Source organism: Nocardiopsis tropica, from assembly GCF_042660575.1.
GTDB classification, from domain to species: Bacteria; Actinomycetota; Actinomycetes; order Streptosporangiales; family Streptosporangiaceae; genus Nocardiopsis; species Nocardiopsis tropica.
The window spans coordinates 336,999-348,979 of record NZ_JBHSUF010000007.1 but is presented as its reverse complement, the minus strand read 5'-3'; the positions used below and the strand labels follow the sequence as shown (position 1 = coordinate 348,979).

The 11,981-nt window shown below is 73.3% G+C and carries 8 protein-coding genes and 1 tRNA gene; 7 read left to right on the top strand and 2 right to left on the bottom strand.

Annotated features, from left to right (window positions below; genetic code table 11):
• The coding region (locus ACFQBR_RS14150; protein ID WP_378553540.1) for a histidine kinase at positions 1–649 on the bottom strand (649 nt) is incomplete at its 3' end.
• A 312-nt stretch (positions 650–961) separates the two neighbouring features.
• Between ACFQBR_RS14150 and ACFQBR_RS14145 the strand changes: the two genes are divergently transcribed.
• Positions 962–2,116, top strand: a complete 1,155-nt coding sequence (locus tag ACFQBR_RS14145) for a sensor histidine kinase (protein WP_344177046.1) — start codon at positions 962–964, stop codon at positions 2,114–2,116.
• Positions 2,113–2,772: a response regulator transcription factor gene (locus ACFQBR_RS14140; RefSeq protein ID WP_344177048.1), complete on the top strand. Its 660-nt coding sequence runs from the start codon at positions 2,113–2,115 to the stop codon at positions 2,770–2,772. Before ACFQBR_RS14145 ends, ACFQBR_RS14140 begins: the two co-directional genes overlap by 4 nt.
• Before the next feature lie 79 nt (positions 2,773–2,851).
• Here the strand turns inward: ACFQBR_RS14140 and ACFQBR_RS14135 are convergent.
• Positions 2,852–2,936 (bottom strand) — tRNA-Leu (locus ACFQBR_RS14135).
• 143 nt (positions 2,937–3,079) lie between these two features.
• On the opposite strand from ACFQBR_RS14135, the gene ACFQBR_RS14130 reads away from it, so the two are divergent.
• From ACFQBR_RS14130 to topA, 5 genes are all read left to right on the top strand, one after another.
• A complete protein-coding gene (locus tag ACFQBR_RS14130; protein ID WP_267946883.1) occupies positions 3,080–4,402 on the top strand; it encodes a M20/M25/M40 family metallo-hydrolase in 1,323 nt (440 codons plus the stop codon).
• Positions 4,403–4,627: 225 nt separating this feature from the next.
• The gene (locus ACFQBR_RS14125) at positions 4,628–5,665 is read left to right on the top strand and encodes a hypothetical protein (RefSeq protein WP_267946882.1); all 1,038 of its coding nucleotides are present in this window, start codon (positions 4,628–4,630) and stop codon (positions 5,663–5,665) included.
• A 160-nt stretch (positions 5,666–5,825) separates the two neighbouring features.
• Positions 5,826–6,551: a chaplin family protein gene (locus ACFQBR_RS14120; protein ID WP_344177050.1), complete on the top strand. Its 726-nt coding sequence runs from the start codon at positions 5,826–5,828 to the stop codon at positions 6,549–6,551.
• A 347-nt stretch (positions 6,552–6,898) separates the two neighbouring features.
• The gene (locus ACFQBR_RS14115) at positions 6,899–8,278 is read left to right on the top strand and encodes a hypothetical protein (protein ID WP_344177053.1); all 1,380 of its coding nucleotides are present in this window, start codon (positions 6,899–6,901) and stop codon (positions 8,276–8,278) included.
• Positions 8,279–8,915: 637 nt separating this feature from the next.
• Entirely contained in the window at positions 8,916–11,759 is a 2,844-nt protein-coding gene (topA, locus tag ACFQBR_RS14110) for a type I DNA topoisomerase (protein WP_344177055.1), read from the top strand.
• Positions 11,760–11,981: the final 222 nt, after the last annotated feature.

The window sequence follows — 11,981 nt, the reverse complement described above, 5'->3', positions numbered from 1 at the left end:
GCACCAGCCGGCGGGCCAGCGCGGTCTTGAGCTTGACCACGTGCAGCGTGTGGCCCTGGATGTCGTGCAGGTCGCTGGCGAAGCGCATCCGCTCCCGCGCCACGGCCAGCTCCGCCTCGCGCTCCCTCGACTCCTCCAGCTCCGCGACCAGGCGCGAGACCATCTGGGTGAGGGAGGTGAGGACGACCGCCACCACGGCGATGCCCGCGGAGCCGACGACGTACTCCAACAGGGTGTCGACGACCTCCCCCGGCGCGACCGCCAGCCTCGCCGCGAGGACCGCGGCCACGAAGCCGGCCAGCCCCAGCACGGCCGCCGTCCGGCGGCGGTGCGCCTGGTGCACGGCGACGGTCCCCACGACGGCGAAGCCGTAGGACGCGGTCGGCGTCTCCGCCACCAGGACCCCGAAGAGCCACACGGCCCCGGTGACGGCGAGGGCCGGGAACGGGACACGGGGGACGCGGCCCTCCGCCCACCGCGTGACGGTCACCGCCGCCGTCGCCACCCCCAGGGCCAGGACGAGGGCCTGCCACCAGGTCGGCGCGTCGATCACCACCAGGAGCGCCCCCACGGTGGAGAGCGAGGCGAACACGATGCCGAGGTTGACGGTGCGCAACTCCCCCCGGGACGCGTCGGCGTGCTCGGACATCGTGCTGGCCCCGGACCGGGACGGCGTCACCGGTACCCGCCCGGGGCGCGGACCGGGGAGGCCGGGAGGGGGCGGGGCCCCGGGCGGACGGGCGGACCCGCGGCCGCGGCGACCGCCGGCGGAACGCGCGGGCGACTGGTGTCCATGCGGGGCTCTCCGGGATCGGCGGCGGGATCTCCCCCAGTATTCCCCCCGCCCGGCGGCGCCACCAGTGACACCGCGTCACGGGTCCGCCCGGGGCCGGGCGCACGGCGCGGCGGCCCCGTCCCCCGCCGCGCGGACGGGGGCGGATCCGCCACTACACTTCCTCCGGTGATCGATCTACGGCGGGCCGCGGAACTGTGGCGAGGCCTCGACGTCACGGTCCGGGACCTCCCGCTGGGACTGGTGTTCTTCGCCGCGTCGTTCGTGCCGTCGCTCCACAACCACGGGACGATGCTCGGGGGCGTCCCCGACCGCCCCTTCGACCTGCTCGCCGTCGTGGCGATCGCCCTCCAGTGCCTTCCGCTCGCCCTGCGCCGGCGGTGGCCGGCCGCCTCCCTCGCCCTGGTGTCCGCGGGCTTCGCCGTCGACCAGCTCATGGGCTACCACACGCTCGCCGGCACGGGGCTGGCCATCGCGGTGCTGAGCGCGGGCGCCCACCTGGAACGGCGCCGGCGCGCCACCGTGCTCGTCCTGACGGCCGCCTACGCGGTGCTGTGGGCGGCGCTCGCGCAGCTCGGCACGGGCGAGACGCCGGTCGGTTTCGCGACGTTCTACCTGGCGCTGGCCTTCGTGTGGGGCATCGGGGCGTGGCTGCGGTCCACCCGGGCCATGGAGGCCGAACGCCGCCGCCGCGTCGCCGAGGACACCCGCACCGCCGAGCGCACCCGCATCGCGCGCGAGCTCCACGACGTCGTCACCCACCACGTGACCGCGATGGTGGTGCAGGCCGAGGCGGCGCGCTACCTGACCGCGGACCCCGAGCGGCTCGACGGTTCGCTGACCGCCGTCACCGACACCGGCCGCAGGGCCATCACCGACCTGCGGAGCCTGCTCGACCTCCTCAACCCCGACCACGGCACCGGGGCCAGGACGCCCCCCGTCGGCCGGGTCCTCACGCTCGTGGAGCAGACGCGCCGGGCCGGGCAGCCGGTGGAGTTCTCCGAGGAGGGCGCCCCCGCCGAGTCGACGGGCGGCGCCGACCTCGTGGCCTTCCGGGTCGTGCAGGAGGCCCTGACGAACGCCCTCAAGCACGCCCGGGGCAGCCGCACCTCGGTCCTGGTGCGCCACGGCGAGAAGGAGATCACCGTGGAGGTCGGCACGGAGGGCCCCGGCCCGCGGACCGGCTCCCCCGGCGGGAGCGGGCGCGGCCTCGCCGGGCTCCGCGAGCGGGTCGACGTCCTGGGCGGCGACCTGGAGGCGGGACCCGGGCCGGAGGGCGGCTTCGTCGTGAGGGCGCGCATACCCGCGGGGAACCGCTCGTGACCGCGCCGATCCGGGTCCTGGTCTGCGACGACCAGGTGCTGATCCGCACGGGGCTGGTGACGATCATCGGCGCCCAGCCCGACATGGAGGTCGTGGGCGAGTGCGGGGACGGGCGGACCGCGGTCGACCTCAGCGGCCGGCTGGGTCCGGACGTCGTGGTGATGGACGTGCGCATGCCGGTGCTCGACGGCATCGGGGCCACCCGCCTGCTGGCCGGCGCCGGGGTGCGCGCACCCGTCAAGGTGCTCGTGGTGACGACGTTCAACCTGGACGAGTACGTCTACGAGGCGCTGCGCGCGGGGGCGAGCGGGTTCCTGCTCAAGGACGCGCCGCCCGGGCAGCTGCTGCACGGCATCCGGACCGTGGCCTCGGGCGCGGCGCTGCTGGACCCCGGGGTGACCCGCCAGCTCGTGGGAAGGTACGCCGCCCGTGTCCGGCCGGCCGGGGGCTCCCCGGACGACACCCCGCTGACCCCCCGCGAACTGGAGGTCCTGCGCCTCATCGCGGACGGCCTCTCCAACAGGGAGATCGCCGGGGCCCTCGTGATCAGCCAGGAGACCGTCAAGACCTTCGTCTCGCGCATCCTCGCCAAGCTCGCGCTCCGCGACCGCGTCCAGGCCGTCGTCTACGCCTACCGCCACGGCCTGGTGGCCTGAGGGGCCGCGGCCCCGCCGCGGGTCCGGCCGACAGGGCCCGGACAACAAAAAAGGCCCTGGTACCAGGGCCTTCTGTTTGTGTCCGAGGGGGGACTTGAACCCCCATACCCTTAACGGGCACTAGCACCTCAAGCTAGCGCGTCTACCTATTCCGCCACCCGGACCGGGTGTCCGGCGCCTGCCGCGCCGTACAGGTCAACCATAGCAAAAGTCTGGGGTGGCACGAACCAGGTTTTCCGCCGGGGGGCCTCCATGGCAGGGTCGGGGTGACAGCACGGCAAAAGGTGCGGCTGGACGGGAGCGTCAGATGGCAGAGCCAGACAGGGTCCTGAGCGCGGCGGAGGTGGAGGTCGTCGACCTGTGCCGGGAGCTCATCGAGTTCGACACCTCCAACTACGGCGACCATTCGGGGCCGGGGGAGCGCAAGGCGGCGGAGTACGTCGCCGCCAAGCTCGACGAGGTCGGCGTCGAGTCGAGGATCTACGAGAAGCACCCGGGGCGCAGCAACGTCGTGGCCCGGATCACGGGGGAGGACTCCACCCGCCCCCCGCTGCTCATCCACGGCCACCTGGACGTCGTCCCCGCGGCGCCCGAGGACTGGACCCACCACCCCTTCGCGGGGGAGGTCGCCGACGGGTGCGTGTGGGGCCGCGGCGCGGTCGACATGAAGAACATGAACGCGATGGTCCTGGCCATGCTGCGCCAGCGGCTCCGTGAGGGACGCCGCCCCCCGCGCGACATCGTCCTGGCCTTCCTCGCCGACGAGGAGGCGGGCGGCACCTGGGGCGCCCAGTACCTGGTGGACGAGCACCCGGACCTGTTCGCCGACTGCGACTCGGCGATCAGCGAGGTCGGCGGGTTCTCGTTCACGGTGAAGGAGGACCGCCGCCTCTACCTGGTGGAGACCGCGGAGAAGGGCATCGCCTGGATGAAGCTGACCGCGCGCGGCACGGCCGGGCACGGTTCGATGACCAACAGGGACAACGCCGTCACCGAGCTGGCGGAGGCGGTCGCGCGGCTGGGCCGGCACGAGTTCCCGCTCGACCTCACCCCGACCGTGCGGACCTTCCTGGAGGAGATCTGCGAGGAGTTCGGCATCCCCTTCGACGAGAAGGACGTCGACGCCACGGTCGCCCGCCTGGGTCCGATCTCCCGCATGATCGGCGCCACCCTCCGCAACACCCTCAACCCGACGGTGCTGGGGGGCGGGTACAAGGCCAACGTCATCCCGGGCGAGGCCACCGCCCAGATCGACGGCCGCTTCCTGCCGGGCACCGAGGACGCGTACTTCGCGAAGATCGACGAGCTGCTCGGCCCGAAGGTCGACCGCGAGTTCATCCACCACCTGCCGGCCGTGGAGACGCCCTTCGAGGGCGGCCTGGTCAACGCCATGTCGGAGTCCCTGCTGGCGGAGGACCCGGGGGCCAAGGCCGTCCCCTACTGCCTCTCCGGCGGGACCGACGCCAAGAGCTTCTCCCGCCTCGGCGTGCGCAACTACGGCTTCGCGCCGCTCAAGCTCCCCCCGGAGCTGGACTTCGCGGGCATGTTCCACGGCGTGGACGAGCGGGTCCCGGTGGACGGCCTCCAGTTCGGCGTCAGGGTCCTGGACCGTTTCGTCGGATTGAGCTGACCTCGACGCGTTTTGCGGTGTCGTGCCTGGTGAACCGCGCCGAAAACTTTTTCGGCGCGGTTCACGTTTCGGTGTTGCATCACCCAACGTGATGCTACGGTTGCTTTGAGTTCGAGGGTGTCGTGGTTCTCCCTCCCGCCTCCGCGCGGGTCGGAGCGGCACCGGTACGACCGTGGCGGCCCAGCCGCACGGGACCGTCCAGCGGCAGCGAAACGAGAGGGCGTCATGGTGCTCACGGGCAGGGGGTGGCTGGTGTCGACCGGTCGCGCTGCCTGTGTGTCCCGCAACGCCTGCGCCCGTCTGCTGCTCCTGTCCGGCATCGTCGCCGTCGCTTGGCTGGCCGGGGGGATCGGTGTCGCCCACAGCGACACCGCTCCCGGCTCCGACGGCCTCGTCGACCGCGTCATGGGCGTCGGCGACACCGCGGAGGACGCCGGCCGGGCCGCGACCCAGGAGCTCCGGAAGACCCGGGTCTCCGACGCCGCCGCCGGTGCGGGCTCCGCGACCGGTTCGCTGACCGGGGCCGTGGCGCCCCGGGCCGCCGCCCTTCCCTCCCGCGCCCTGGACGAGACGGGTGTCTCGTCCGCGCTGGAGGAGAGCAGGGCGGGAGCCGCGGCGGCCAGGGTCGTGGACGACACCGCGGCCACCGTGGACGGGACCGCCCGCGGCGCGGGAAGCCTCGTCGGCGGCATCGCCCGCACCGGTCAGGACGTGGTGCGGTCCACCGACGGCTCGCTGCGCGACAGCGGACTCGTGGACACGGTCGCCGCCGGGCTGACCGAGTCCACACGGGTCGTCCAGGGCGGCATCGACGGGGCCGCGAACGCGACGGCCCCCCTGGGTCTGCCCGTCCTCGCCGCCACCGACGAACTCCCCATAGACCCGGCCGGCCCCGCCGTCGAGCGCGCCGCCGCCGAGACCGCTCGGGGCGCCGATGCGCCCCGTCCCGGTACGGCGGTGGACACCAGCGCTTCCGCGGTGCCGTCCGCATGGAGTTCGGCCGCCGTCGAGGCGGCCGAGCGGGTGCATGACGACGACCCCGGTGAGCGCATCCGCCTCATCGGCGGAGGCGGCTCGCACCATTCGGCCGGAGCGGACGCCACCGGCGCCGCCGCCCCGTCCTTCCCCGCGCCCGGCGCCGCCGGGTTCCTGATGGCCCGGGCCGCCCACCTGGCTCCCCGTGCCCAGCGGGTCGCCCTTCCCGGCGACCCCACCCTGGTCGTCCGCGACGCCGCGGACGACCCCAGCTTCGCCCCCGACTAGCCGCGTCCCCGACCGCGGCCGGTCCGTGCGCTCCCGCACGCAGCCGTCCCGCCGACTCCGGCGGGCGTGCCTTCTCACCGGCTTTCCCAGAGCCTGAAGCTCTCCGACCGCGGTCACACGTGTAGCCAGCCGATCCTTCTCGCTGACATAAGGACACGCGATGACCCACGAGACACAAGCACGTATCGCCGCCCTGGTGACCGCCGGCTTCATCGCCGCCACGGCCGCCGCCACCGCCGGAACCGCCTACGCCGACACCGTCACCAGCGGAAACGGCTCCATCGGCGGAGGCAACCAGCTCAACGCCGACCTCGACGTCCCGCTGAACGTCTGCGGGAACGCGATCGCGATCCTCGGCCTCGCCGGCGCCCAGTGCACGGACTCCGGAGCCGCCGTCATCGAGGACAAGTCGTCCTCCGTCCGAGGGCCGAAGGGCGGCTACGAGGGCGCGGAGGAGGCCCCCGGCGGGGAAGCCCCCGGCGAAGAGGCCCCCGGCGGGGGGTCCACCGAGGGCGAGAACCCCGGGGAGGAGGCCCCCGAGGGTGAGGACCCCGGCCAGGGTGTCCCGCCCGAGGTCCCCGAGGACCGTGAGGGGCTCGCCGAGGAGAGCTCCGCGCCGGTGGACGAGCAGCCCGCGCCCGACCCGTCCGCCTCCCCGGCCGGACCGTCCGCGGAGCAGCCCGACCAGCAGTCCTTCGAGCAGTCCGCGGAGGAGCGGTCCGAGCAGACCTTCGGGCAGCCCGCCGAGCAGGGCACGGGTGCGGAGCTCGCGGTCACCGGCACCGACTCCACCGGCCTGTTCGGCCTGGTCGCCGCCGCGGTCGCCGCGGTCGCCGCCGGGGCCGGCCTGGTCGTGGCGGGGATGCGGCGCAGGGCCCGCTCCTGATCGGCTCCCCGGGCCGCCCCGCGCGGCCCGGGGGCTGACGCGAGTCCCGTAGCACCGGCCGAGGCCACGTGCTCGGGGTTCACGTCAGCCGCCGCCCAACCAGGGCGGAGCTGATCGACGGGGCGCGCGCGTCACCCGCAACCAGCGGGCGCCGACCGCGGCGCGCTCTCCTGAACCGGCCGGCACGCACCGCCCAGGTGTGAGGCCGTCCGGATGATCCCCGGCCCCGGCCGGAGGCCTGCACCCCACCCAGGGATGTGGCACGGCCTGTTGCCCGAGCACAAGCACGCACAAGCACACCTGTTCTCTTCAACATGTCTTCATGTCTTCTCGAAAGGACTCCCCACATGCGTAAGTGGGCCAGCATCTCCGCGAAGTCCGCGCTCATGGCGGCGGGATTCGTCGCTCTGGGCACCGGCGTGGCCTTCGCCGACACCGAGCCCGTGACCTCGGGCAACGGTTCGATCCTGGGCGGCAACCAGGCGGTCGCCAACCTCGACGTCCCGGTCAACGTCTGCGGGAACGCGATCAGCGCCGTCCTGGGCACGTCCGGCGCCCAGTGCACGGACTCCGGCGCCGCCGTGGTCGACCACCACAGCGGCGAGGTCGCGACCTCGGGCAACGGCTCCGTCCTGGGCGGCAACCAGCTCGTGGTGGACGGCGACGTCCCCGTGAACGTCTCCGGCAACGCGATCGCCGCGGTGGGCGGCATCGCGGGCGCCGCGGCCACCGACACCGGCGCCCTGGTCCACGAGGGCGGCCACCACGGCCACCACGGCCACCACGGTCACGACGAGCGCGGCCACGCCCACCAGCAGGGCCACGACGGCTACGACGTCGTGCACCAGGGCCACGAGCACCACGGGCACGACCACGACCCGGACGTCGCCACCTCGGGCAACGGCTCGGTCGCGGGCGGCAACCAGCTGGTCGCCGACCTGGACGTCCCGGTCAACGTGTCCGGCAACGCGATCGGCGCCGTGGCGGGCGTCGCGGGCGCCGCGGCCACCGACACCGGCGCCCTGGTCCACGAGGGCGGCGGCCGTCACCACCAGTCCGCCCCCGCCGGGCTCACGGCGATGGACCTGGTCAACGAGGCCGTCTCGAACGCCAGCATCCTGCCCGACACCTCCGGCGTGGACGCGGGCATCCTGCGCCAGTCGGCCGAGCGCGAGCACCAGTCGGGCGTCGCGACCTCCGGCAACGGCTCGCTCGTGGGCGGCAACCAGCTGGTCGCGGCCCTGGACGTCCCGGTCAACGTGTCCGGCAACGCGATCGGCGCCGTGGGCGGCGTCGCGGGCGCCGCGGCCACCGACACCGGGGCCCTGGTCCTGGAGGAGGAGCCCCACGTCGCCACCTCGGGCAACGGCTCGGCCGTGGGCGGCAACCAGCTGGTCGCGCACGCGGACGTCCCCGTCAACGTGACCGGCAACGCCGTCGCCGCCGTCGCGAGCCTGGCGGGCGCCAGCTCCACCGACAACGGCGCCGCGGTCGTGCACCAGAGCGCGACCGAGCACCAGTCGGGCGTGCTGCAGGACGCCCCGGTCGTGCGCGACCTGCCCGAGATCCCCGTCTCGCAGATGCTGCCCGTCGACTACACCCTGAGCGAGACCACGCACCAGGCCGTGGCGGAGCACGCTCCCGAGCACGTGGACCAGCTGCCCGCTCCGGCTCCGAGCGTGGACCCCGTCGGCGCCCTGCTCGGCGCCGCGGGCGTCGGCCTGTAGCGACCATCGTGGGGTGGGCCCGGGGGCCCGCCGACCGGCCTGGAGGGTGACGGCGCCTCGTTCCGTTTGGAACGCGGTGGACTGCGAGGTGCCCAATCCCACAGGACGGCGGTGGCCCCCGGGCGGGACCCCGCTCCGGCACACCGGTGCCGTGTGCGTCCGCAGAGCAGGTTGAGTCGCCTCCGCACTCCCGTTCCGTTTGGAACGCGGTGGACTGCGGGAGGGTGGAGGCGACGACGCCGGCTCAGGACGTGAGCCGAGTCCTCCCGGGAATATCCGGGAGGACTCGCCGCATTCTGGGGGATATCGGCACTCGGACGTTTGTAAGTGTGACCGAAGTCACTCGCAAGACGGGTTCCGGGTGCTCGACGAAGGCGGCGACCGTTGACCGACGGGCGTTGCCAGGACCGCTCGCGTACGCTACGGACCGGTACCGGTGCGCGAAGCGCTTATTCTGCGGATGCCGGTGGGTGTGAGCCGGGCGCCCTGCCCGGGGCGGTGGACCCCGCACACGCGGAGAGGGCCCCGCACGCCCATCGACGGGGGAGTGCCTGGAGTTTCGGTTACTGTCGGTTCCCACGGGAACCGACAGACCGCGGCCGGATAGATCACGTAAGGCTAGACGTAGGGGAACAGCGTGCCACCCACGAAGGGCAGCGCCGGCAAGAACGGCTCGAAGGACAGCGGACGGCAGGGGGCGGGCACCGCTCTGGTCATCGTCGAGTCGCCCGCCAAGGCGAAGACCATCGCCGGTTATCTGGGGCGCGGCTACGTCGTGGAGTCCAGCATCGGCCACATCCGCGACCTGCCCAACAAGGCCGCCGAGATCCCCGCCAAGTACAAGGGGGAGTCCTGGGCCCGGCTCGGCGTGGACGTCGACGGCGACTTCGAGCCGCTCTACGTCGTCAACGCGGACAAGAAGTCGCACGTCAGGAAGCTCAAGGAGCTCATGGCGGACGCCGACCTCCTCCTGCTCGCCACAGATGAGGACCGCGAGGGCGAGGCCATCGCCTGGCACCTGCTGGAAGAGCTCAAGCCCAAGATCCCCGTCCGCCGCATGGTGTTCAACGAGATCACCAAGGACGCCATCCAGCGCGCGGCGAGCAACACCCGCGACCTGAACACCCGCCTGGTCAACGCACAGGAGACCCGACGCATCCTGGACCGCCTCTACGGCTACGAGGTCTCCCCCGTGCTGTGGAAGAAGGTCATGCCGAAGCTCTCGGCGGGCCGCGTCCAGTCCGTGGCCACCCGGCTGGTGGTGGAGCGCGAGCGCGAGCGCATGGCGTTCACGTCCGCCGAGTACTGGGACCTCAAGGCGCTCTTCGACGCGAGCGAGGCGGGCGTCCCCGAGGGGCCGGCGACCTTCCCCGCCACCCTCGTCTCCGTGGACGGCACCCGCGTCGCCGTCGGCCGCGACTTCACCCCCCAGGGCGCGCTGCGCTCGGACCGCGGGGTCCGCCAGCTGGACGAGGCGACGGCGCGCGGCCTGGCCGAGCGCCTGGCGGGGGCCGGGTTCTCGGTCCGCTCGGTCGAGCGCAAGCCCTACCGCCGCTCCCCGTACGCCCCGTTCCGCACCACGACCCTCCAGCAGGAGGCCTCGCGCAAGCTCGGGCTGTCCGCCAAGCAGACCATGCAGGTCGCCCAGCGGCTGTACGAGAACGGCTACATCACCTACATGCGCACCGACAGCACCACGCTGTCGGACAGCGCCGTCGGTGCGGCCCGCTCCCAGGTGCGCAGCCTGTACGGCGGCGACTACCTCCCCGACAAGCCGCGCGTGTACGCCAAGAAGGTCAAGAACGCGCAGGAGGCGCACGAGGCGATCCGCCCCGCGGGCGACGCCTTCCGCACCCCCGCCTCGACCGGCCTCTCCGGGCCCGAGTTCCGGCTCTACGAGCTGATCTGGAAGCGCACCGTCGCCTCCCAGATGAAGGACGCGGTCGGCGAGTCGGTCACCGTGCGCATCGAGGGGACCTCCTCCACCGGGGAGGTCGCCGAGTTCAGCGCGACCGGCAAGATCATCACCTTCCACGGCTTCCTCAAGGCCTACGTGGAGGGGTCCGACGACCCCGCCGCCGACCTGGACGACCGCGAGCGCCGCCTGCCCGCGATGGCCGAGGGCGACCCGCTCAAGGCGCAGAACCTGGAGGCGGAGGGGCACAGCACCCGGCCGCCCGCGCGCTACACCGAGGCGTCGCTCGTCAAGGAGCTGGAGGAGCGGGAGATCGGCCGCCCCTCCACCTACGCGTCGATCCTCGGCACCATCCTCGACCGCGGCTACGTGTTCAAGAAGGGAACGGCGCTCGTGCCGTCCTTCCTGGCCTTCGCCGTGGTGCAGCTGATGGAGCGCCACTTCGGCAACCTGGTGGACTACGAGTTCACCGCCCGCCTGGAGGACGTGCTCGACGACATCGCCCGCGGAGAGGCGGAGAGCCTGCCCTGGCTGCGCCGCTTCTACTTCGGCGGGGAGGACACGGAGGGCCGCCGGGAGACCGGTCTCAAGGAGCTCGTGGGCGACCACCTCTCCGAGATCGACCCCAAGGAGGTCAGCTCCGTGCCCCTCCCCGGCACCGACATCGTGCTGCGGGTGGGCCGCTACGGCCCCTACCTGGACCGTGACGGCGTGCGGGTGAACGTGCCGGAGGACCTGGCGCCGGACGAGCTGACCGAGGCCAAGGCCGAGGAGCTCTTCGCCCAGCCCAGCGGCGACCGCGAGCTGGGGACCGACCCGGAGACCGGCCGCCCCGTCGTGGCCAAGACCGGCAGGTTCGGCCCCTACGTCACCGAGGTCATCGAGGAGCCGGAGGAGGCCGAGGGCGAGGCCAGGCCCAAGCGCGCCAAGGCCAAGGCCAAGCCCCGCACCAGCTCGCTCCTGAAGTCGATGAGCCTGGACACCGTCACCCTGGAGGACGCGCTGCGCCTGCTGTCGCTGCCCCGCGTGGTCGGCGAGATCGACGGCGAGGAGGTCACCGCGCAGAACGGGCGGTACGGCCCCTACCTCAAGAAGGGCACCGACAGCCGCTCCCTGGAGACCGAGGAGCAGATGTTCACGGTCACCCTCGACGAGGCGCGCGCGATCTTCGCCCAGCCCAAGCAGCGGGGCCGCCGCGCGGCGACCCCGCCCCTGCGCGAGCTGGGCGAGGACCCGGTGTCGGGCGCCAAGATGGTCGTCAAGGACGGCCGCTTCGGCCCCTACGTCACCGACGGGGAGGTCAACGCCTCCCTGCGCAAGGACGACCAGGTCGAGTCGATCACCGACGAGCGCGCCTCGGAGCTGCTGGCCGAGCGCCGCGCCAAGGCGCCCGCCAAGAAGAAGCCCGCGGCCAAGAAGGCCCCGGCCAAGAAGCCGGCCGCCAAGAAGGCGACGGCGGCGAAGACCGGCACGACCACCAGGACGGCCGCCAAGAAGGCCCCGGCCAAGAAGACCGGCGTCCCCCGCGCCTCCGCCGAGGAACCGGCGGAGGGGAACGGCCCGTAGCCGCCGCAGGGCCCCTCCTCCGGCCGCGGCCACAACCGAAGAACACCGCTCACCCGGGCGTCCCCCGAAGGGGTGCCCGGGTGAGTACTATCTCCGTGTCCGCACCGGGTGGGCCGTCTCCACCCCTGTTCGGCAATGATCTTCCGTACTAGTGTGGGCGTGACTCCCGAGGACGCAGAATCGTGTGCGCCCCCCGGCGTCATCCACCGAATTCTGGGACGG